This window comes from Achromobacter sp. ACM05 (assembly GCF_019218915.1).
GTDB classification, from domain to species: Bacteria; Pseudomonadota; Gammaproteobacteria; order Burkholderiales; family Burkholderiaceae_B; genus Achromobacter; species Achromobacter animicus.
On sequence record NZ_JAHUWQ010000004.1, the window covers coordinates 320,388 to 343,256 of the forward strand.

The following is a 22,869-nucleotide window of genomic DNA, read 5'->3' on the forward strand; positions in this document are numbered from 1 at the left end:
GACTATGCATCGCTTCCGATTCAAAAACATCTGGCTGCTCTCACATCAGGAGCAAAAGGCTCGACACGTAGAATTCCATCCGAGCAAAAACCTGCTGGTGGGGAGGAATCATACCGGCAAGACGACGTTGATCCGGAGTCTATTTGAAACGCTCGGTGCCACACCGCAAGGGAAGCTCGAGCAATGGGACACGAACGCAGTCTCGCTGCTCGAGTTCTCTGTCGACGAAAAAATCTACTTCGCACTTCATCAAGACGGTCGACGCGCGCTCTTTGACTCAACTTTCAAACTCTTGATCTCTACAACCAAGTTCGGCGATTGGTCTAAGCACTTCTGCGAGATAACTGACTTCAACCTGGTCTTCTCTGACAAAAAGCAGGCAGAAGTTGTTGCAGCCGACCCGGCATGCTTCTTTGCCCCGTTTTACGTGAACCAGGACGGAAGTTGGCAGGCGGAATGGAACACTTTTGCCGGGATGAAACGCTTTACCGCACCGTTTAAACCCATCCTCGAATATTTCACTGGCGTTTGTCCGCCAGAATATTACGCAGCTAGCGCAGAGCGGTCCCAACATGCCAGGACGCTTGAAGAGCAGCGTCGGGAATACAAGCTACTGAAACGCACTATTGAGCGTTTCAGCCAGTCTATCCCGCTGACAGGCCCTAAAGTCAATGCCGAAAACTTTGTCGCTGAGATTGAGCTGCTTACCACAGAAGTTAATGAGCTCAACATCCGGCAAGAGAGCCTGCGGAGCGTTGCCGTCCGTAATCAAGAGCTCCTTAAGAGTTTGGATCATCAGATTCATCTTGCTGAAGGAGCTTTGGCGGCATATGAAAGCGATGCGAAATTCCTTATCAAGGAAGGCGCAGCACCGCTCATTTGTCCAACGTGCAACGCCGAGCACGAGAAGCCCTTCATTGATCTACTGGAGTTCGCCGAGGATGCCCGGGTTCTTCGGGAGCTCGCCGCACGACTCCGAGAGGATGCTGCGGAAGTTCGCAAACGTACGCACAACGCACTATCTGAGCTGAATTCACTCAATGAGAATTACTTGCGCATCTCCCGCCTACTGGACTCGAGGAAGGGAGAGTTGCAATTCAAGGATGTTGTCGAAAGCCTTGGCGCCGAATCCGCATTCACCGCCTTCGAAGAGGAACGAAAACGAATCCAGGCTGCCATCGACGCCATAGTTCTCACTGTCGACGCACTTGAGACCAAGATGAACGAGCTTCGCTCACCCAAGCGCACGAAGGCAGTCCTAAAGGAATTCCGCGAGTACTACGCAGCCAGCCGCATTGCATTGCAGCTGCACTCCGTACCGACAAAGTCGTTGCAGCTATCCTCCCGCCCCTCGCTTTCGGGTAGCGGCGGCCCACGGTCCATCCTGGCCTATTACGCTGCTATCTGGCGCACTGTCCATGGAAAATCAGGCTCGTACGACGTCCCGGTGGTAATCGACTCTCCTAACCAGCAGGCTCAGGACGACTTTAACCTTCCGGCCGTTCTGAGCTTCATCGCGAAGGATCTGCCCACCGGCATGCAACTCATAGTTGGATTGGAAACGCAAACCGAGTTTTCCTTTGACCGCGAAGAAATCCTGACGGAGAAGTACGGGATGCTCACAGAAATGGATTGGGAACCTACGCGGGCACTGGTGGATCCACTCCTCAAAAAAATGTACGAGGCAGCCCTGGTGCAGAGTCAAATCTAACGTTTGATTGGCAAATGCTTAGGCGTCTTGTACGCGGATCGGCGCAATATCGCATTTCAGGTTGGCCCCGTCAGTTTCTGGGCTGAGTGCGCCAAACTTGGTTTCTACATTAGGTTCGGAGAAGACAAAAAATATGAGTCGAAATTGGGAAGAAAACTTCGATTTTAACGACTACGACGACCATAAGATGGCATGGTGCGAGCACGAAAGACTTCGACAAGAGAATTCCATTAACGGGTGGATATATGTTGGTCTTGATACTCGTTATAACAACATGGCAAAAATTGGTCTAACAACGGGCCAACTTGGAACGAGGGCAAGCGGAAGCCAAAATCCCTTTTATGCATTGCTTTGTGCCTTCAAAATTAAGGAAGGAGTGGCGGCTGGAAAAGTGAGTGAAATCGAGGTAAGTATTATTCACTACCTGAGTCAGCACTACAAACGCATAAGTCATATAACATCCGGCAGGCTTTCAGAGTGGTTTTACGCTACCCCCTTGGAAATGAGAGGGGTAGTCCATGATTTTCTCTATGAAAAATATAATCGGGAAATGCATTGCTACCACTGTTCCGAAAGAGATATAGGAGTCATATATTCCTGGGAGAATAAGAAGTTTTTATCTGGAGCACCCCGAAATCCATACCAAGCAACTGATTTAAGCTCTCCTCCCGTTGATGCAGCATGCTATATGCCTGGAGGGTGTGGAGCAGATTGCAATTGCTGGGATTGACGTGGCTTACGAAAGGGCCTAATAAGTCAATCCAGCGGATATCGTCCCGGCGCCGCTGATTTTCAAGGCCAGTGGTTTGACTGTTTGACCAGCGTTGCAAAGGAGCCGTCTTCCCTTGCGTTTGCTGGCCTGTTTAATTCGTTTTGGATAGTGTGCGAAAGAATGCGCTACTACGACGAACGAGATCGCTGTCTCTGAATTTTTTGACCGCCACAGCGCGCCCAAGCTTGCTTTCCCCAAATTCTCGTGTGGCTCCCAGCCCACAACGCAGCATCGCCTGTAATCAGCACGAAATAGCTCTAACCTATTGCCGCGTATATGGTTTCCAGCCTCGTTTGACTTGCACGAAGAGCTTGTCACCGGCCTTTTTTCGAGACCGCGCCTGGCCGCAGCCGTTGGGGCGCATAGCGGACTGGCGTAAACTCGGGCGGCCCAATTCGGAACGCCTATGGAAGCCTCGACCGTCCAGCTCAATGACATCGCCTTGTTCGTGGAGGTTGCCAAGCGCAAGAGCTTCAGCCAGGCCGCGCGCGCGCTGGACATGCCGACGTCGACGCTGTCGCGCCGGATCAACGAACTTGAACGCGCGATCGGGCTGCGGCTCATCAACCGCAACACGCGCCGGCTGGATCTGACCGACGCGGGCGCGGCCTACATGCGCCGGTGCCAGGGCCTCATCGACGAAGCCCGCCTGGCGCACGAGCAACTGCTGTCGTTGTCAGGCGGCCCGTCGGGCAATCTGCGCGTCTCCATGCCGTACAGCCTGGCCATCTGGCTGCTGCCCGAGACCATCAGCGATTTCACCGATCGCTATCCCGAAGTGGAATGCGAGTTCGACCTGAGCATGATGACGGCCTCCGACGCACAGGGCACGCCGTTCGACATCGTGCTGCGGTTCGGCCGCGAAGCCGACTATCCGGGCGCCTCCGCCGACAACGGCAATGGCAACGGCACGCCGCATCGCGCCATCGAGGGCGCCGTGGTGCACGAGCTGGTTTCGCTGGAAACGCATCTGTACGCGTCCGACAGCTATATCGCGCGTCATGGCGAACCGCAGACGCCGGCCGATCTGTCGCAGCACCAGTGCCTGCGCACGACCATCGACGAAGCCCATTCGCACTGGACGCTGAATAACGGCGCGATTTCGCAGCGCGTGGCCGTGCACGGACATCTGGCCGCCAACAACATGAGCATCGCGGGCACGCTGGCCGGTCTGGACCTGGCCATCACGCGCATGCCGCATTGCCTGGCGCTGGAACCGATCATCCAGCGCAACTCGCTACGGCGCGTGTTGCCGGGCTGGTCGGTGGATCCGATCTCGATCTATGTGGTTTTCCCTTCCAGCATCCAGCCGGCCAAGACCCGCGCGTTCATGGATTTCATCCGGCCCAAGCTCGGGGCCCCGCAGGCCTGACGAAAAAAAACCGCAGGGCTCGCGCCTTGCGGTTTTTCTTTGATCAGGCAAGCAGGTCCGAAGACCTGCCGGCCGAACGCATCATTTAGACGCGCTTGATCTTTTCCAGCATCTTGAACACGCCCTTGGGCGACTTGACGAACAAGCGCTTGAAAGCCTTGCCCAGGCAACGGCGTTCCAGGGTGTTACGACGCACGCGTTTGCGTTCAGCCATGTTGATTCTCCTGTTGAATTTGCGGAAAGTGGCCCGCACAACCGGAAACCGGACTGGCGGAAAAAATTCGGATAGCTTGGCATTTTAGCCTGAAATCCGAATCGAACGCCAATGGGCGGATTTCAAAGGCGCCCACCGGGGCTTACGCACCGCCTGAAACAACCAGGGACAAATCGGCGGCGGATACGCGAAGGCGCCAAGGCGCGGCGCAATATGGCCGGACCGCGTTCGGTTCACCCGCTGCACCGCCGCCCTGCCGCGCTCAGCCCGACGTTTCCTTCAGCCGTTCCCACACCTGCTCCGCCCGCGGCAGCGGATCGACCGCGCCGTAGCCCAGCGTGGACAGCGCCGCCGCGGCATTGGCATAACGCACGGCGTCTTCCCAGGCATCGCCCTGGCAACGCCGCGCCAGCAGGCTGCCGGCAAAGCAGTCGCCCGCGCCGGTCGCGTCCACGGCCTGCACCCGCAGCGCCGGCATCGCCGTGCGGCTGCGGCCGTCGTCAATGATGGAACCGTCCTTGCCAAGCTTCAGAACCACCACGCCCGGCGCGCCGCCGTCGCGGATCCAGTCCAGCGTGCGCTCCGGGTCGTCGTTGCCGGTCAGGTGCTGCATGTCGTCCATGCTGGGCAGAAACACGTCCGCCGTCCGCATGGCTTCGCGCAGGATGGCGCGGGCGCGGTCCACGGGCCACAGGCGCAACCGCAGATTGGAATCCAGGCTGACCTGCGCGCCAGCGGCATGCGCGCGCTCGATGGCGGCGAAGACCGTATCGCAGGCGGTGGTGCTGATCGCCATGCTGATGCCCGACACGTGCAGGAAACGCGTGCGTTCGATCAGGCCTGCGTCCAGGCTGGCCGGCGTCATCAGGCTGGCGGCCGAGCCGCGCCGCAGATAGCTGAAAGCATGGCCGTCAGGTCCGTGCTGCACGAAATACAGGCCGGTGTGCGCGTCATCGTCGACCTCTACGCCGGACGTGTCGACGCCCTCGTTCTGCCACAGGTCCAGGAACTGCTTGCCGAAGGCGTCATTGCCGACCCGGGTCAGGTATGCGCAGCGCGCGCCCTGGCGGGCGGCTGCGATCACCGCGTTGGAGGTGTCGCCGCCGAATCCCTGCAGGTATTGCCGTTGGCCGTCGTGCGTCTGGTTCAGCTCGACCAGCGGCTCGCCCAGCGCGACGATGTCGAAGTCAGCCATGAGCGGCCTCGCGGGTCCGGGTGATCTGCGCCACCAGCGCGGCGGTGTCGCGCGACGCGAAGGCGGCCTTGTCGTAGAGGTTGCTGCCGATGCCGACCAGGCCGGCGCCGGCCGCGAAATACGTACCCATGTTTTCCTGCGTGATGCCGCCCGTGGGGCAGAAGATCGTGTCCGGGTACACCGACTTCAGCGCGGCCAGGTGCTTGGGGCCGCCGGTGTCCGCCGGGAACACCTTCACCACGTCCACGCCGGCGCGGCGCGCGGCCAGGACTTCGCTCGGGGTGAACGCGCCCAGCATGCACAGCGCGTCGGCGGCGTGGGCCATATCCACGATCTCGTGCGCCAGCGCGGGCGACACCAGGAAGTCGGCGCCCGCCACCAGCGCGTCGCGCGCCTGCGACTCGTCCAGCACTGTACCCACGCCCAGCAGCAGGCTGGCGCCGTGCTTGTCGCGCAGCGCGCGCACCAGATCTGTGACGTTCGGAATGGTCCAGGTCAGTTCCAGCGTGGTGCAGCCGGCCGACACCGCGACTTCGGCGGCATAGGCCGCGGCGGCCGCGTCGGTGTAGCGCAGGACGGGCACGACGCGGGCGGCCAACAGGGCGGCAAGCTTGGAGGCGGTGGGAGCAGCGGTTGCGGTCATGGATTTCCTCTGGGGCTGACGATCAGGCGCCGCCGGACGTTACCGGCAGGACGGCGAGTTTGGCTGCGGCGGCATCACGCAGCCGCAGCAAGGGTTCGATATAGGCGGACTGCGGATCGCCACGGCGGCGGAACAGCAGCGTGCTGACGCTGACGCCCGCGACGGGACGCCCTGCCCCGTCGCACAGCGCGACGCCGTAGCAGACGATGCCGGGTTCGTTTTCCTCGTTGTCGACAGCGTAGCCTTGCCGAGCCGCCACGCCCAGCGCCTCGCGCAGCGCGGGCAGAGTGGTCAGCGTGGCGGGCAACCGGGCCGGCATCGGCAGCGCGTGCAGCAGGCGCTCGCGCGCGGGCTCGTCCAGCGCGGCCAGATAGGCCTTGCCGACGGCACTGGAATGCAGCGCGACGGACGCCCCCACGCGCGACACCATGCGCACGGGGCCGGGGCTTTCCAGTTTGTCGATATAGATCATCTCGTGGCCCGCGGGCACGGCCAGATGGACGGTTTCGCCGGTCTGGTCGCGCAGCGCCTGCAGTTCGGGCGCCAGCGCGGCGCGCAGATCGAACTGGGACCATGCCTTGCTGGCCAGCGACATCAGGCGCGGCCCCAGGCGATACGCGCCGCTGGATTCTGTGACCATCCCCTGTTCGGCCAGTGCCGCCAGGATGCGGTAGACGGTAGGACGGGGATAGCCGCAGTCACGGGCAAGCATGGCGGCCGTCGGCGGCTGCGGCGCATCGGCCACCGCCTGCAGCACCGCCATGAATTTTCCGAACGCTGCCGCGCCCGCGACCTTGGATTCCTGCACTCATGTCCCCAAATACATGCGATAGCCCAGGCCAGATCCGCAACGCAGCAAGCGCGAATATCAGACGAATCTGCGATACTGTTTATTTGTACAGCTACCCAGGCGCCGATTGTCCACAATATGGACATGCGCCTCACAATATAGTCAATTATTCCATATCGACGCGCCCGGAACCAGCGATGGATCGCCGCGCCGGCATGCTCCCTTCGTCAGGCTACGATACCGTCCATGAGCTCCCATATCCGCATCGTTGGCGCCCGCCAGAACAATCTCAAGAACCTGGATCTGACCATCGCCACCGGCGAACTGGTCGTCATCACCGGGGTGTCGGGGTCCGGTAAAAGTTCGCTGGCCTTCGACACCCTTTACGCCGAGGGCCAACGGCGCTACGTGGAAACCTTCTCGCCCTATGCGCGCCAGTTCCTGGACCGCATGGACAAGCCGCAGGTGGACCGCATCGAGGGCATTCTGCCCGCTATCGCCATCGACCAGACCAATCCGGTGCGCAGCTCGCGCAGCACGGTCGGCACGATGACCGAATTGAACGATCACCTGAAACTGCTGTTCGCGCGTGGCGCCAAGCTCTATTGCCGCGGCTGCGGCAAGCTGGTGCGGCGCGACACGCCGGAATCCGTCTATCACTCGCTGGCCGAGCGCGCTGCGACCGTGGGCGACCCGCGCCTGGTGGTGACCTTCCCGATCGCCGTGCCGGCCAACTTCACCGAAGACGAAGTGCGCGGCTTCCTTGAGCAGCAGGGCTACACCCGCGTGCACGCCGAAGAAACCGCCGTGCCCCGCGCCGCCGCGCCCGCCAAGGGCGCCAAGAAGGCCAAGGCCACGAAGACCGCCAAGGCCGCCACCGAAGAACGCCGCATCCTGCACGTCATCCAGGATCGCTTCCGCTTCGCCGGCACCGAGCGCGAACGCATCATGGAAGCGCTGGACACGGCGCTGCGCATGGGCGCCGGCCACATCGCCGTCTACGTCATGGACGCCGACGGCGGCAACGCGCATATCTGGAAGTACAGCGACCGGCTGCATTGCGCCGATTGCGACATCGAATACACCGACCCGCTGCCCAGCAGCTTCTCGTTCAATTCGCCGCTGGGCGCCTGCGAGGCCTGCCGCGGCTTCGGCCGCGTGATCGGCATCGACTTCGGCCTGGTCATCCCCGACGAGAAAAAGACCCTGCTCGAAGGCGCCATCAAGCCGTGGACCACGCCGTCCTACAAGGAATGCCAGGACGACCTGCAAAAGTACGCCCCGCGCGCGGGCATGCCGCTGGGCGTGCCCTGGAAGGACATGAGCGACGAGCACAAGCGCTGGGTGCTGTACGGCACGCCCGACTGGAAGGGCGGCAACGACGCCTGGAAGCATCAGTGGTACGGCGTGCAGCGCTTCTTCGACTGGCTGGAGACCAAGGCCTACAAGATGCACGTGCGCGTGCTGCTGTCCAAGTACCGCAGCTACACGCCCTGCCCCACCTGCAACGGCGCGCGCCTCAAGCCCGACGCCCTGCTCTGGCGCCTGGGCAACAAAGATGAAGCCGATGCCGTGCTGCCGCCGGAAGACGGCCGCTACAAGCGCTTCATGCCCGTCGGCACCACCTGGAGCCGCGAACAGCTCAACGGTCTGGACGGCCTGTCGCTGCACGACGTGATGCTGCTGCCGATCGAGCGGGTGCGTAAATTCTTTGACACGCTGTCGTTCTCGGGCGCGCTGGACGCCGCCACCGACCTGCTGATGACCGAAGTGCGCGCGCGCCTGAAATTCCTGTGCGACGTGGGCCTGGGCTACCTGACGCTGGACCGCCAGAGCCGCACCCTGTCGGGCGGCGAGGTCCAGCGGATCAACCTGACCACCGCGCTGGGCACCTCGCTGGTGAACACGCTGTTCGTGCTGGACGAGCCCTCCATCGGCCTGCACCCGCGCGACATGCACCGCGTCGTCGAAGTCATGCACCGCCTGCGCAACGCCGGCAACACGCTGGTGGTCGTGGAGCACGATCCGCAGGTCATGGTGGCCGCGGACCGCATCATCGACATCGGCCCCGGTCCCGGCGAGCGGGGCGGCCGCATCGTCTTCGACGGCACGCCTGATCAACTGCGCGCCGCGCCCTCGCTGACCGGCGATTATCTCGGCGGCCGACTGCGTGTGGAAGCGCCGCGTCCGATGCCGGTGGCGGCCAACACGCCGCGCCTGCTGCTGGAAGGCGTCAATGCGCACAACCTGAAGAACGTCTCTGTCGAGCTGCCGCTGGGCCGCCTGGTCTGCGTGACGGGCGTGTCCGGTTCGGGCAAATCCACGCTGGTGCAGGATGTGCTCTACCCCGCGCTGCTCAAGCAGAAGGGCAAGCCGTCGGAAGCGCCGGGCGCCTTCGACCGTCTGCTCGGCGCCGAGCAGATCGCCGACGTCGTCATGGTGGACCAGACCCCCATCGGCAAGACCGCGCGCTCCAACCCAGCCAGCTACGTCGGCGCGTTCGACGCGATCCGCAAGCTGTTTGCCCAGGCCCCGCTGGCGCGTGAGCGCGCCTACACGGCGGGCACATTCAGCTTCAACGGCGGCGACGGCCGCTGCCCGACCTGCGGCGGCACCGGCTTCGAACACGTCGAAATGCAGTTCCTGTCCGACGTGTACCTGCGCTGCCCCGATTGCGACGGCAAGCGCTTCCGCCCCGAAGTGCTGGAAGTGCGCGTCGAACACCTGGGCAAGAGCGCCTCGATCGACGAGGTGCTGGAAATGACGGTCAGCGAGGCGCTGGACTTCTTCAAGGGGCTGCGCGACGTGCAAACCGGTCTTGCGCCGCTGGCCGACGTGGGCCTGGAATACGTGCGGCTGGGGCAACCGGTGCCGACCCTGTCGGGCGGCGAGGCGCAGCGCCTGAAACTGGCTGGCCACTTGGCCGAGGCTGCGCGCAGCGGCATCTCCACCGCCAAGGTCGCCAAGAAGGGCAGCCTGTTCCTGTTTGACGAACCCACCACCGGCCTGCACTTCGACGACGTCGCGCGCCTGATGCGCGCGTTCCGCAAGCTGCTGGCCGCCGGCCACACGCTGCTGGTCATCGAACACAACCTGGACGTGATCCGCGCCGCGGATTGGCTGATCGACCTGGGTCCCGAAGGCGGCGACGCCGGCGGCCTGGTGCTCGGCACCGGCACGCCGCAGGACCTGATGGACAACCCCAAGTCGCACACGGGCGCCGCCCTGCGCGACTATGAAGTCAGCATCCTGCCCATCGATACCGTCGCGGGCGGCAAGGCCGACGTCATCGTCAGCAGCGATGCCGACGCGCAGGAGGCCGAGCAGGCCGGCCTGACCGCGCGCATCGCCGAGCCGCAAGCCGAGTACGGCGCCGGCGTCGGCACGCCGCTGCAATCCCTGGTGCGTGAACGCCGCCAGGGCAGCATGGCCATCGAAATCCGCAACGCGCGCGAACACAACCTGAAGAACATCAGCGTCGAAATTCCGCACGACAAGTTCACCGTCATCACGGGCGTGTCGGGGTCGGGCAAGTCCACGCTGGCCTTCGACATCCTGTTCAACGAGGGCCAGCGCCGTTATCTGGAATCGCTGAACGCCTACGCGCGCGCCATCGTGCAGCCGGCCGGCAAGCCGGACGTGGACGCCATCTTCGGCATCCCGCCCACCGTGGCGATCGAACAGCGCACCAGCCGCGGCGGCCGCAAGTCCACAGTGGCCACGATGACGGAAATCCATCACTTCCTGCGGTTGCTGTACGTGAAACTGGGCACGCAATACTGCCCGGACTGCAATGTCGCGGTTGAACCCCAGAACACGGACCAGATCGTGGCGCGCCTGTTGCGCGAGCACAAGGGCGAGCACATCGGCCTGCTGGCGCCGCTGGTCACCGCGCGCAAGGGCTATTACACGGATCTGGCGAAGTGGGCGGGCTCCAAGGGCCATTCCCATCTGCGCGTTGACGGCGAATTCATTCCCGTGGCGCCGTGGCCGCGCCTGGACCGCTACAAGGAACACACCATCGAACTGCCGGTGGCAGACGTGGTGGTGGACCCGGCCAACGAGGCCGACCTGCGCGCCGCCGTCAAGAGCGCGCTGGAAAACGGCCAGGGCGTGATGTCGGTCGTGTGGCCCGTCAACAAGCTGCACGAGGCGCTGAACAGCGAACTGCAGCAGCAGCATTTCTCGGTCAAGCGCGCGTGCCCGTCCTGCGGCACCAGCTTCCCCGAACCCGATCCGCGCCTCTTCTCGTACAACTCCAAGCACGGCTGGTGCACGGGCTGCTACGGCACGGGCCTGCAACTGCAGGGCTTTGACGAAGAGCAGACCGGCGAGGAAACCGCCTGGAACGCGTGGTATGAAGGCGAGGCCAAGACCTGCACGCAATGCGATGGCCAGCGGCTGAACCGCGTGGCGCGCGCCGTGCGCTGGCGCGACAAGTCGATTGCCGAACTGGCCTCGCTGCCGGTGTCGGACGCACACACCTTCTTTACCGGACTGGTGGCGCGCGGCCGAGAAGGCGAAATTGCCCGCGACATCCTGGCCGAGATCCGCGGCCGCCTGAACTTCATGCAGGAAGTGGGCCTGAACTACCTGGCGCTGGACCGCGCCGCGCCCACGCTGTCCGGCGGCGAGGCGCAGCGCATCCGGCTGGCCGCGCAACTGGGCTCCAACCTGCAGGGCGTCTGCTACGTGCTGGACGAACCCACCATCGGCCTGCATCCGCGCGACAACCGCATCCTGCTGGACGCGCTGGCGCGCCTGGAAGGCAACGGCAACACGCTGGTGGTGGTCGAGCACGACGACGACACCATCCGCCGCGCCTCGCACGTCATCGACATCGGGCCGGGCGCGGGCATCCGCGGCGGCCGCGTGGTGGCGCAAGGCACAGTGCAGGACGTGATCGACGCGCCCGAATCCGTGACCGGCCGCTACCTGAAGACACCGCTTGCGCATCCGCTGCAAGGCCGCCGTCCCGTCGAGGCCGACACGCCCATGATCGAGATCCGAGGCGCGCGCCTGCACAACCTGCGCAGCGTCGACGCGCGCATCCCGGTGGGCCGCCTGAGCGTGGTGACCGGGGTGTCCGGCTCCGGCAAGTCCACGCTCGCGCGCGAAGTGCTGCTGGACAACCTGACGCAAGCCGTCTCGCAAGGCAAGGCGCCGGGCTGGGCGGGCTGCGAAAGCATCAAGGGCTGGGAAGCCATCGACCGCGTGCTGGAAGTGGATCAGACGCCCATCGGCAAGACGCCGCGCTCGTGCCCGGCGACCTACGTGGGCTTCTGGGACGACGTGCGCAAGCAGTTCGCCGACACCCGCGAGGCCCGCATGCGCGGCTGGACGGCGGCGCGCTTCTCGTTCAATACCGGCGATGGCCGCTGCCCGATCTGCGAAGGCCAGGGCATGCGCACCATCGAGATGAACTTCCTGCCCGACGTGAAGGTGCCGTGCGACGCCTGCAACGGCGCCCGCTTCAACAACGACACGCTCAGCGTGCAGATGCGCGGCAAGAACGCCGGCGAGCTGCTGTCCATGGAAGTGGACGACGCCATCGGCTACTTCGCCGCTCATCCCAAGATCCATCGTCCGCTGCAACTGATGCAGGACGTGGGGCTGGGCTACCTGACGCTGGGCCAGCCGTCGCCCACGCTGTCGGGCGGCGAGGCGCAGCGCATCAAGCTGGTGACCGAGCTGTCCAAGGCCCGCCTGACCGACGGCCTGATCAAGACCGGCCGCGCCTCGCGCATCCCGCACACGCTGTACGTGCTGGACGAGCCCACGGTGGGCCTGTCGATGGCCGACGTCGAAAAGCTGATCCACGTGCTGCACCGCCTGGTCGAAGCCGGCAACACGGTGGTGGTGATCGAACACAACCTGGACGTCATCGCCGAAGCCGACTGGCTGCTGGACCTGGGCCCCGAAGGCGGCACGGGCGGCGGGCAACTGGTGGGCGAAGGCTCGCCCGAGCACGTGATGACGCTGGCCGATCATTCCCACACCGGCCGGGTCCTGACGGAGTTCCTTGCGCAACAACAGCGGTAACGCACCATGGATTGCCGTTTTGAAGACCGGCTTGCCGGTCGCGCGCTGCGCCTCGACGGGTTTTGCGACCGGATCGAGGCGCGCGCCGCGACCGAGGTCGCCCCGGCGCTGGCCGCCATCGACGCCGCGCGGCGCGAAGGCCGCTGGATTGCCCTGCTGCTGGACTACGAGCTGGGCGAATGGCTGCTGCCCGAGGCCACCCGGCCCGCGCCTGCCGGGCCGTGGACGCCGCCGCGCGACGACGGGCGCCCCCGTCTGACCGCGCTGGTGTTCGACCGCAAGATCGACGAAGCGCCGTGGGACGCGCCGGATGCCGACGCGCCCACGGCGTCCATCAGCCTGCCCGTACCGCGCATGACCGAGCCCGCCTACGTGCGCCAGATCGACGCCATTCGCGGCCTGATCCGGGACGGCGAGCTGTATCAGGTCAATTTCACGCAGCCGCTCGACGTCGGCTTCCAGGGCGATCCGGCCACGCTGTATCGCCGCATCGCGGCGCGCAATCCGGTCGCGCACGCAGCCTACATCCGGGACGGCGATCGCACGGTGCTGTCGTTTTCGCCCGAACTGTTCGTGCGGCGCGATGGCGCCCGGCTGACGACCCGGCCCATGAAAGGCACCGCACCGCGCCATGCCGACCCGGCCGAGGACGAACGCCTGGGCCAGGAATTGCTGGCCAGCGACAAGAACCGCGCCGAGAACCTGATGATCGTGGACCTGCTGCGCAACGACCTCGGACGGCTGGCCGAGCCGGGTTCGGTGAAGGTCGACGCGCTGTTTTCGTTGGAGCGATACCCCACGGTCTGGACCATGACGTCCACCGTGTCGGCCACCGCGCCGCACGCCACGCTGTCGGACGTGCTGCACGCCCTCTTTCCCTGCGGATCGATCACCGGCGCGCCGAAAGTCGCGGCCATGCGCCGCATCCGGCAAATGGAAACCGCCCCGCGCGGTCTGTATTGCGGCAGCATCGGCTGGCTGGCCCCGGATGGCGACTTCTCGCTCAACGTCGCGATCCGCACGCTGGTCCTGGACCAGCAGGGCCACGGCGTCTACAGCGTGGGCGGCGGCATCGTCTACGATTCGGAGCCGGCCGGCGAATGGCAGGAATGCCACTGGAAGGCCCGCATCCTGCGCGCCTGACGGCGCAAACCCCACGGCCGGTAGTAGCATAGAGCGCGGCCCGCGCAGCCCGGCCTGGCGCGGCCCCACTCAGCCGGCCCCGCGCCTTATCCCAGGAGAGTCCCATGCAACCTGAATTGATCGAGACCATCCTGGTTGAAGCGACCGGCAACGTGCCGCTGCTGGCGCGCCACCTCCACCGCCTCGAAGCGTCATGCAAGGCGCTGGGCTATGTCTGGGGCGGCCGCGATGTCGAAGGCGACATCCTCGTCGCCGTCATGTCCCTCGGCTCCGCCGGCCCCCACCGCCTGCGCCTCCTGGTCGCGCGCGACGGCAGCCGCCACATCCAGACCGCCGTCCTGCCGCCCCTGCCCGCACACCAGGAAGTCATGCTGGCGCCCGAGGCGCTGCGCTCCTCCGAACCGCTGCTGCGCTACAAGACCACGCACCGCCCCTGGTACACCAAGACGATCGAATGGCTGCCTTCGCATCCGCACATCTTCGATCTGGTCTATCTGAACGAACGCGGCGAACTCTGCGAAGGCAGCCGCAGCAACGTCTATCTGCGCCTGGGCGACGTCTGGTACACCCCGCCCGTGGACAGCGGCTGCCTGCCGGGCGTGCAGCGCGCGCAACTGCTCGACGACGGCAAGGCGAAGGAACGCGTCCTGACGCTGGCGGACCTGCATGCCGCCGACGAAATCCGGTTGTCGAATGCGCTGCGCGGATGGTTCACCGTGACGTTCCGCGACGCCTGACAGCCGGTCCTGGTCGCTGACGCTCAATCCGCAAACACGTCCACCACCACCTGCCGGAGCCACTGGTTGGCGGCTTCGCGGTGGTTGCGGGCGTGCCAGAACACGTTGATGACCGACTCCGGAATCTTCACCGGACAGGGCGCGGCGGCCAGGCCGAACGGGCCGCACGCGCAGTCGGCAAAGCGCTGCGGCACCACCGCGATCATGTCGGTGGCCTGCAGCACCGGCCCCACCGCCATGAAGTGCGGCACCGTCAGCCGCAGCCGGCGGCGGATGCCCGCACGCGCGATCACCTCGTCCACCACGCCGTGGCCCGTGCCCTCGGACACGATCGCCACGTGTTCGGCCGCGCGAAACTGCCTGGCCGACACGCCCGAGCGCGCCAGCGGATGGTCCTGCCGGAAGATGCACACATAGGGCTGGCGAAACAGCCGGCGCTGAAAGAACCCGCCTTTCAACCCCGGCAGAAAGCCCATGGCCAGATCCATGCGGCCCCGCTCCATTTCGTCGCGCACGTCGATCGACGTCGTGCGCACCGTGCGGATGGTCACGCCCGGCGCCACCTGATCCAGCGCCCGCATCAGGCGTGGCAGAAAGTAGGTCTCTCCCACGTCGTTCACCCCGATCACAAACGACCGCTCGCTGCGCGCCGGATCGAACGCCACGCGCGCGTTCAGCGTGCCTTGCAGCGCGGAAAGCGCATCGGCGATCGGCTGAGCCAGGCTCTCGGCATACGGCGTCGGCACCATGCCGCGCGAGGTCCGCAGGAACAACTCGTCGCCCAGCAGCTTGCGCAGCCGGCTCAGCGCATTGCTGACGCCCGGCTGCGAAATCCCCAGGCTTTCCGCCGCCGCCGACACCCGGCCATGCTTGTGCAATTCATTGAAGACGACGAGCAGATTCAGATCCACGTCTTTCAGGTTCATGCGGCTGTCTCCACCAATATTGATTCTGGTGATTTATGTAATAAGCCAGATTCTATTTATTAATTTGGCGCCCTGCCCGAAGATGCGGAAAAACTGCCTGCGCCCATGCCGCGCAAGGCGCTGCCCGGCCGCCATGCGGCCAGCTGAAAAATGGAGACAAATCATGCGCGTCCGCACGCATCGCATCGCCACGTCCTGTAGCTGGGGCCGTCCATGAACGCCCCCGAACACCCCGTCCAATTCGTCCCGCCCTGGCAAGGCGACGGTTCCCATCGCATCCCGTTCGGCGTCTACACCGACGCCGCGCTGCACCAGCGGGAACTGGAGCGCTTCTTCTACCAAGGCCACTGGAGCTACGTCGGCCTCGAGGCCGAAATCCCGAATCCCGGCGACTTCAAACGCACGGTCGTGGGCGAGCGGTCCGTCATCCTGCTGCGCGACAACGATGGCGAAGTGCGCGTCGTGGAAAACGTCTGCGCCCATCGCGGCGTGCAGTTCTGCCGCGAACGCGCCGGCAACCGTACTGAGTTCGTCTGTCCGTACCATCAGTGGAATTACGACCTGCAGGGCAACCTGATCGGCGTGCCCTTCCGCCGCGGGGTCAAGCAGGACGGCAAGGTCAACGGCGGCATGCCGCCCGACTTCAAGCCCGAGGACCACGGCCTGACAAAACTGGCGGTCGCCTGCCGCAACGGCGTCGTCTTTGCGTCCTTCGACCACGACGTCGAGCCGCTCGAAGACTACCTGGGCCCCGACATCGCGCATTACTTCGACCGCGTCTTCGACGGCCGCGAACTGGTGATCCACGGCTACAGCCGCCAGCGCATTCCCGGCAACTGGAAGCTGATGCAGGAGAACATCAAAGACCCCTATCACCCCGGCCTCCTGCACACCTGGTTCGTCACCTTCGGCCTATGGCGCGCGGACAACCGGTCCGAACTGAAGATGGACCGCCATTTCCGCCACGCCGCCATGATCTCCACACGCGGCCAGGGCGGCAAAAGCACCGTTACCAGCGGCGTGTCCAGCTTCAAGGAGCAGATGTCGCTGAACGACGACCGCTTCCTGGACATCGTGCAGGAACCCTGGTGGAACGGCCCCACCGCCGTGCTCATGACGCTGTTCCCTAGCGTCATCATGCAGCAGCAGGTGAACTCACTGTCCACCCGCCACATCCAGCCCGTCGGCCACGACGCTTTCGACTTCGTCTGGACGCATTTCGGCTTTGCCGACGACACCCCCGAAATGACCCAGCGCCGCCTGCGCCAGGCCAACCTCTTCGGCCCCGCCGGCTTCGTGTCCGCCGACGACGGCGAAGTCATCGAATTCTCGCAATCCGGCTTCGAACAAAAGCCCTGGCACCGCAGCGTCGCCGAACTCGGCGGAAAAACCGCCGAAAACACCGATCACATGGTCACCGAAACGCTGATACGCGGCATGTACGCGTACTGGCGCCGCGTGATGGAGGCGTGACATGCTGGACTTTCCGCGCTACTACCAACTCACCCGCCTGTACACCGACTACGCCGCCGCCCTGGACGCCGGCGAATGGGAAAAGTGGCCCGACTTCTTCACGGAAGACTGCATCTACAAAGTGCTGCCGCGCGAAAACTACGAACGCGGATTTCCGCTGGCGACCATGGCGTTCGAGAGCCGCGGCATGCTGAAGGACCGCATCTACGGCGCCACCGAAACCATCTTCCACGACCCCTACTACCAACGCCACGTCGTCGGCGCCCCCCGCGTGCTGCTGGCGCAGGACGACCGCATCGAGTCCGAAGCCAACTACGCCATCTTCCGCACCAAGCCCAGCCAGCTCACCACCGTCTTCAACGTAGGCCGCTACCTCGACGTGATCCGCCAGACCCCCGACGGTCTCAAATTCGAATCGCGGCTGTGCATCTTCGACAGCGAGCTGATCCCCAACTCGCTGATCTATCCCATCTGACCCGGAGACGAACAATGACTGTGCAATGGACAAAGGCGATTGAACGCGATGAAGTCCCCGAAGAAGACGTCATCGCCATAGAGGCAGGCGGAAAAGAAATCGCGCTATACGGCGTCGAAGGCCAGGTCTACGCGACCGACAATCTCTGTACGCACGGCAATGCCAGGCTGTGCGACGGCTTCCTGACCGGCCACGAAATCGAATGCCCGCTGCACCAGGGCCGCTTCGACGTGCGCGACGGCCGCGCGCTGTGCTCGCCACTGCGGGAGAACATCGCGACCTATCCGGTGCGTATTGAGGATGGCGTCGTGTTCGTGGCGCTTTGATTTACTGACGCTGGGCGCGGCGACCACAAGACGCCAGTCCGTTGACGCACCGCAGCGCTCAGAAATTGAGGCGCCGCCGCCCCGGCGGCCCTCAAACCGCCAGCCGCAACGCCTCGTTCGCCGCCGCCATGCCCATGGCGGCGGTCACGGTAACCACCGACCCATAGCCCGCGCACGACAAGCCCTGCGGCGCCAGGTTCAGACCCGACGCGCCCATATCATCTTCACCTTCAAGCGGCCTGGTCCACGCATCCGGCAAAATCGCCGGCTGGTCAAACCACAACGCATGCACGCCCATCTTCGGCACCCGCTTGAGCGCCTTGCCGTTCTTGTCCGACGCCCGCGGAAACCCATGCTCACGCCGCAACTTGTTGCGCAGCTTGGACAGCAACGCATCATTGACCGCCCCCGACAGATCCCCCGCCCGCAACGCCAACGGATCCGTCTTCCCGCCCGCGCCGCCACACAGCAGCATCGGCACGCCAAGCGCACGCGCATGCAGAATCATCGCGATCTTCGCGGCCGCCTGATCGGTGCAGTCGATGATGACCGTATAAGGCCCCGGCAACACCTCGCCCACGTTCTCTGGCGACACGAAGTCGTCCACCCGCGTGATCCGGCATTCCGGATTGATCGCCAACACCCGCTCAGCCATCGCATCCACCTTGGACTGCCCCAGCGTCGAACTCAACGCATGGATCTGCCGATTGACGTTGGACTCGGCAATGTGATCCAGATCGATCAACGTCAACGCCCCCACCCCGCACCGCGCCAGCGCCTCGACGGTCCACGACCCCACGCCGCCCAGGCCGGCGACGGCAACGTGGGCATTGCGGATGCGGGAGGGCGCGTCAGGACCATAGAGGCGCGACAGCGCGCCGAAACGACGGTCAAGATCGGCGGGTTCAGGAATGAGTTCGGGCGAGTTCATGGAGCGCATTTTATGGCAGCAGCCGCCAGCCTACCCGCCCAAGTCACGCGGACAAGGTGTCTGACACCCTGCGGAGACTGCAGTCATGCCGCGGATGTGCCTCAAGGGTGTCAGACACCGGCGCACTTTTCGCCGCCAGTCCAGATCCCAGAGGGACCCACAGACAGGCTGTCAGAAACGGGCGGTACCGCCGCCCACCGCAAGCGCGAAGCGTCATCCTCCGACGCAAGAAACCGCGTAAGCGCCCGGAGGCCGCCCGCGCGGCCAACCGGGCGCGGGCCCCGCAAGACGCGGCGAACCCGCGCAGATGCAGGCAAGAACCTCAAGAACTCAGCCCGGCCCAGCGACCGACAAGTTTGAACCACCCGAGCCCGGCGTGGCGTCGGCCTGGGGCGCGCGGGGCGTGTAGATGCGCCCGACGGAATCCGAAGGCAGCCGCCGCAGGCGGCAACGAGGATGAGGATGGGGCAGTCCGGAGCGAAGGCTCCGGACCGCAATCGTAGCCCCGCGCGCCCCAGGCCGACGCCACGCCGGGCGTCTTAAGAACCACAATCGACACCTAAAACACCCGCCAAGCGCCCCAAGAACCGCAATCGACCCCTAAAACACCCGCCAAGCGCCACAAGAACCACAATCGACACCCAAAACACCCGCCGAGCGCCACCAGAACCGCAACCGACACCCGCCCCCGACTTTCGCCGAAAATCGATGCGCCGGCCGGCTGAAAACCTCACATCCGCAGCCCATCCCCCTCAACAGCCACCACATCATCCCCGCCAAGCGCCTGATAAACCGTGACCTGATTCACCAACCGATTCAGCATATTCTCATCGCTGGCCACCTCAGCCACCCGCCGTTTCTCCTGCGCATCCAGCCAATCCCGCAGCGGCACCGCCCCCGCCCGATACCTGACTTCGTACAGCCGCTCAGCCTCCCGAGCCGCCCGCAACGACAGATCCAGCTGCTCAGCACGAATCGACAATTGCGTCCGATTCGACAGCGCATTCTCCACATCCGCCATCGCCTGGTACAGCGCCTGCCGGAACGTCACCACCCGCTCCTCAAAATCCGCTTTCGAAATCCGGATATTGAGCTGCATCTGGTTCCATTGCAGAAATGGCAACGTCAACCCCGCCCCCAACGTCCCGATCGGATTCTTCAACACATCCGACAACGTCGGGCTAGAACTCCCCAACGCCCCCGTCAACGTCACCGGCGGATAAAAGCTAGCCCGCGTCGCATCCACGGTAGCCAGCGACTCCCGCAACCGCAGCTCCGCCGCCCGCAGATCCGGCCGCCGCCCCAGCAACTCCGCTGGCACCCCCGCCCGCGCCTCCGGCAACGCACTCGACGGCAACCGCATCGGATCCGCCGTAATGCGATCCGGCGGCCCATCGAACAGAATCGTCAACGCATTGATGTACTCCACCCGTTGCTGCACCAGCAACGCATGCGCCGCCTCCTGGCTGGCAACCGTCTGCTCCGCCTCGGCCAACTCCAGCGCCGACGCCCCGCCCGCCGCGTACTGCGCCCGCACCAGATCCTGCGTGCGCCGCGCGTAGGCAATGCTCTCCTCGCTGCTGGCGATGCGTTGGTTGATGAACGCCGTCTGCCAATACAACGTCGCCGTCGTCCCCACCAGCGACAGCGCCGCGGCCTGGCGGTCCTGCTCCGTCGCCAGCGCCTCCCACTGCGCCGCATCCCGCTGGCGCGCCAGCTTGCCCCACAGATCCACCTGATAGCTCACCGTCAGCTCGGCCGAATTGGCCCGCGTGATCGCGCGATCCCCATACAGATTGCGCACCCGAGACACGTTCGCGTCCCCGCCAAACTGCGGCATCAGCTGATCATCCGCCAATCCCGCCTGATACTGCGCCCGCCGCACCCGGATCGCCGCCGCCGCCAGATCGTTGTTGCGCGCCAGCGCCGTCTCCACCAACCTGTTCAGCACCGGATCATCGAAATTGCGCCACCAGTCGCCTCCATCGGCCAGCGAAGCCTGCGCGCCCGCATCAGCGCCCGCCCCCGCATAAGTCCAGGACGCCGGCACACTTACCGCCGGCCGCTCGTAATCCGTACGCAGCAGACCGCACCCGCCCAGCGCCAGCAACAGCGCCACGCCCAGCGGTTTGCACACAAGAGAAACTGCTTTCATCTTCCTCATTCCCGGGCCAACGCCTCGACGGGATCCAGGCGCGCCGCGTTGCGCGCCGGCAGATAGCCAAAAATCACACCGATCAGCGTCGAGCACGTGAATGCCGCCACCATCGATGCCGTGGAATAGATCATCTGGAACGAGCCGCCCGTCGCCTTGCTGACCAGCACGCCCAAGCCCAGCGACAACAGGATGCCCACCGCCCCGCCGATCAGGCACACCAGCACCGCCTCGATCAGGAACTGCTGCATGATGTCGCTGCGCCGCGCGCCCACCGCCATCCGCACCCCGATCTCGCGCGTGCGTTCGGTCACCGACACCAGCATGATGTTCATCACCCCGATCCCCCCCACCATCAGCGAAATCAGCGCGATCAGCGACACCAGCAGCGTCATCGTCGCCGTCGTGCGCTCGATCGTCTTGCGCACCGCATCCGTGTTGAACACGAAAAAGTCCTTCACTACGTGCCGGCGCGTCAGCACCCGCACGATGGCCTGTTCGGCGGCGGCCGGCGGCGTTGCGTCGTTCACGCGCACCGTGATGCTCTTCAGGTGCTGCTGCCCCAGCACCCGCGACAGCGCCGTCGTATAGGGAATCCACACGTTCAGCGAATCATTGCTGCCAAAGACGGTGTCCTTCTTCTGCGTCACCCCGATCACGCGCGCCGGCATCGACCCAAGGAAGATCACCTGCCCGATGGGCTCCGTATGCGACCCGAACAGCGCACGCCGCGTGCCCTCGTCGATCACCACTTCCTGCGCACGGCGCGCCACGCTCGTCTCGTCAAAGAACTTGCCCTCGGCCAGCTTGATCGCGCGCACCCGGAAGTATTGATCGCCCACGCCCTGGATCGACCCATTCACCGACACGTTGCGGTAACGCAGCGTATTGCTCGTGCCCACTTCCGGCGTCACGCTGTCCACATACGACTCGCGCGCCAACGCCTCGGCATCCGCCGCCACCAGCGTGCGGATGTTCACCGCCTTCTCGTCGCCGAAATCCTTACCCGGAAAAACCTCAACCGTGTTCGTGCCGATTGCGCTGATGTCTTCCAGGATCTTGCGCCGCGAGCCCTCGCCCAGCGCCACCACCGACACCACCGCCGCAATGCCGATGATGATGCCCAGCATCGTCAGCGACGTGCGCAGCCGATGCGCGTTCATCGCCAGCAGCGCCATGCGCAGCGCCTCGCCGCAGCGGTCCAGATACGCCTGCCAGGCCGGCCGCTGGGCCATCGCCGGGGCCTCGTCCAATGCCGTCTGATGGCGGGGCGCGTCCGGATTGCGCTTGTCCGCGACGATCTCGCCGTCACTGATCTCGATGATGCGCTGCGCGTGGCGCGCCACGTTCATATCGTGCGTGACGATGATGATCGTGTGTCCCGCCGCGTTCAGTTCTTCCAGGATGCGCAGCACCTCCTGGCCCGTATGCGTGTCCAGCGCGCCCGTGGGCTCGTCGGCCAGGATGATGTCGCCGCCGTTCATCAGCGCCCGCGCGATACTCACGCGCTGCTGCTGACCGCCGGACAACTGGCCGGGCCGGTGCTCCGAACGATCGGCCAGGCCCAGCCGCGCCAGCAAGGCCGAAGCCCGTTCCAGCCGCGCCTCGCGGCGCTTGCCCGCGTAGACGGCCGGAACCTCCACGTTGCCCTGCGCGCTCAGGTCCGCCAGCAGGTGATAGCGCTGGAAGATGAACCCGAAGTGCTCCCGGCGCAGCTCTGCCAGCTCGTCCGGGTCCAGCTCGCCCGTGCTGCGGCCGTCGACCTTGTAATCGCCGCGCGTGGGCCGGTCCAGGCAGCCCAGGATGTTCATGAGCGTCGACTTGCCCGAACCGGACGCCCCCACGATCGCGACCATCTCGCCCGCCTCGATCGTCAGGTTGACGTCTTTCAGGACCGCAATCGTCTGGTCGCCCGCCGGAAACTCGCGGCGCACGCCCGACAGGGAAATGAGCGGACCGCTCAT

17 protein-coding genes are annotated in these 22,869 nt (G+C 64.9%); 9 read left to right on the plus strand and 8 right to left on the minus strand.

Annotation, left to right across the window (positions count from 1 at the left end; all coding sequences use genetic code 11):
- Positions 1-4: 4 nt before the first annotated feature.
- From KW836_RS23730 to KW836_RS23740, 3 genes are all read left to right on the plus strand, one after another.
- Positions 5-1,711 (plus strand): hypothetical protein, encoded by a 1,707-nt coding sequence (locus KW836_RS23730; protein WP_218344933.1) that lies wholly within the window; start codon positions 5-7, stop codon positions 1,709-1,711.
- Positions 1,712-1,844: 133 nt separating this feature from the next.
- Positions 1,845-2,441, plus strand: coding sequence for a hypothetical protein (locus KW836_RS23735; protein WP_218344934.1), 597 nt, complete (start codon positions 1,845-1,847; stop codon positions 2,439-2,441).
- A 448-nt stretch (positions 2,442-2,889) separates the two neighbouring features.
- Positions 2,890-3,855: a LysR family transcriptional regulator gene (locus KW836_RS23740; protein WP_218344935.1), complete on the plus strand. Its 966-nt coding sequence runs from the start codon at positions 2,890-2,892 to the stop codon at positions 3,853-3,855.
- Positions 3,856-3,940: 85 nt separating this feature from the next.
- Here the strand turns inward: KW836_RS23740 and KW836_RS28000 are convergent, their stop codons facing one another.
- From KW836_RS28000 to KW836_RS23755, 4 genes are all read right to left on the minus strand, one after another.
- Complete coding sequence (locus KW836_RS28000) at positions 3,941-4,069, minus strand: hypothetical protein (RefSeq protein ID WP_006226408.1); 129 nt, start codon at positions 4,067-4,069, stop codon at positions 3,941-3,943.
- A gap of 262 nt (positions 4,070-4,331) precedes the next feature.
- Positions 4,332-5,264: a sugar kinase gene (locus KW836_RS23745; protein WP_218344936.1), complete on the minus strand. Its 933-nt coding sequence runs from the start codon at positions 5,262-5,264 to the stop codon at positions 4,332-4,334.
- Entirely contained in the window at positions 5,257-5,907 is a 651-nt protein-coding gene (locus tag KW836_RS23750) for a bifunctional 4-hydroxy-2-oxoglutarate aldolase/2-dehydro-3-deoxy-phosphogluconate aldolase (protein WP_218344937.1), read from the minus strand. The genes KW836_RS23745 and KW836_RS23750 overlap by 8 nt, the downstream gene beginning before the upstream one ends.
- A 22-nt stretch (positions 5,908-5,929) precedes the next feature.
- Positions 5,930-6,715 (minus strand): IclR family transcriptional regulator, encoded by a 786-nt coding sequence (locus tag KW836_RS23755; RefSeq protein ID WP_370633071.1) that lies wholly within the window; start codon positions 6,713-6,715, stop codon positions 5,930-5,932.
- A gap of 228 nt (positions 6,716-6,943) precedes the next feature.
- Here KW836_RS23755 and uvrA point away from each other — a divergent pair, with 228 nt between their 5' ends.
- From uvrA to KW836_RS23770, 3 genes are all read left to right on the plus strand, one after another.
- Entirely contained in the window at positions 6,944-12,739 is a 5,796-nt protein-coding gene (gene uvrA / locus KW836_RS23760; protein ID WP_218344938.1) for an excinuclease ABC subunit UvrA, read from the plus strand.
- Between the two features lie 6 nt (positions 12,740-12,745).
- A complete protein-coding gene (locus KW836_RS23765; RefSeq protein WP_218344939.1) occupies positions 12,746-13,882 on the plus strand; it encodes an aminodeoxychorismate synthase component I in 1,137 nt (378 codons plus the stop codon).
- A 104-nt stretch (positions 13,883-13,986) separates the two neighbouring features.
- Entirely contained in the window at positions 13,987-14,619 is a 633-nt protein-coding gene (locus KW836_RS23770; RefSeq protein WP_218344940.1) for an aminotransferase class IV family protein, read from the plus strand.
- A gap of 23 nt (positions 14,620-14,642) precedes the next feature.
- Here KW836_RS23770 and KW836_RS23775 read toward each other — a convergent pair whose 3' ends face one another.
- Positions 14,643-15,545 carry a LysR family transcriptional regulator gene (locus KW836_RS23775; RefSeq protein ID WP_175138834.1) on the minus strand — a complete coding sequence of 301 codons (903 nt, stop codon included), beginning with the start codon at positions 15,543-15,545 and terminating at the stop codon, positions 14,643-14,645.
- Between the two features lie 213 nt (positions 15,546-15,758).
- Between KW836_RS23775 and KW836_RS23780 the strand changes: the two genes are divergently transcribed.
- The 3 genes from KW836_RS23780 to KW836_RS23790 are packed head-to-tail and all read left to right on the plus strand — an operon-like array spanning position 15,759 to position 17,819.
- Positions 15,759-17,018 carry an aromatic ring-hydroxylating dioxygenase subunit alpha gene (locus tag KW836_RS23780; protein WP_218344941.1) on the plus strand — a complete coding sequence of 420 codons (1,260 nt, stop codon included), beginning with the start codon at positions 15,759-15,761 and terminating at the stop codon, positions 17,016-17,018.
- 1 nt (position 17,019) lies between these two features.
- A complete protein-coding gene (locus KW836_RS23785; protein WP_175123243.1) occupies positions 17,020-17,493 on the plus strand; it encodes an aromatic-ring-hydroxylating dioxygenase subunit beta in 474 nt (157 codons plus the stop codon).
- 14 nt (positions 17,494-17,507) lie between these two features.
- Positions 17,508-17,819, plus strand: coding sequence for a non-heme iron oxygenase ferredoxin subunit (locus tag KW836_RS23790; RefSeq protein WP_218344942.1), 312 nt, complete (start codon positions 17,508-17,510; stop codon positions 17,817-17,819).
- A 91-nt stretch (positions 17,820-17,910) separates the two neighbouring features.
- Here the strand turns inward: KW836_RS23790 and KW836_RS23795 are convergent, their stop codons facing one another.
- The 3 genes from KW836_RS23795 to KW836_RS23805 form a co-directional block, all read right to left on the minus strand.
- On the minus strand, positions 17,911-18,759 hold the full coding sequence (locus KW836_RS23795; protein ID WP_370633072.1) for a ThiF family adenylyltransferase: 849 nt from the start codon (positions 18,757-18,759) through the stop codon (positions 17,911-17,913).
- A gap of 721 nt (positions 18,760-19,480) precedes the next feature.
- Positions 19,481-20,905, minus strand: a complete 1,425-nt coding sequence (locus KW836_RS23800) for an efflux transporter outer membrane subunit (RefSeq protein ID WP_218344944.1) — start codon at positions 20,903-20,905, stop codon at positions 19,481-19,483.
- Between the two features lie 5 nt (positions 20,906-20,910).
- The gene (locus KW836_RS23805) at positions 20,911-22,869 is read right to left on the minus strand and encodes a MacB family efflux pump subunit (protein WP_175123247.1); all 1,959 of its coding nucleotides are present in this window, start codon (positions 22,867-22,869) and stop codon (positions 20,911-20,913) included.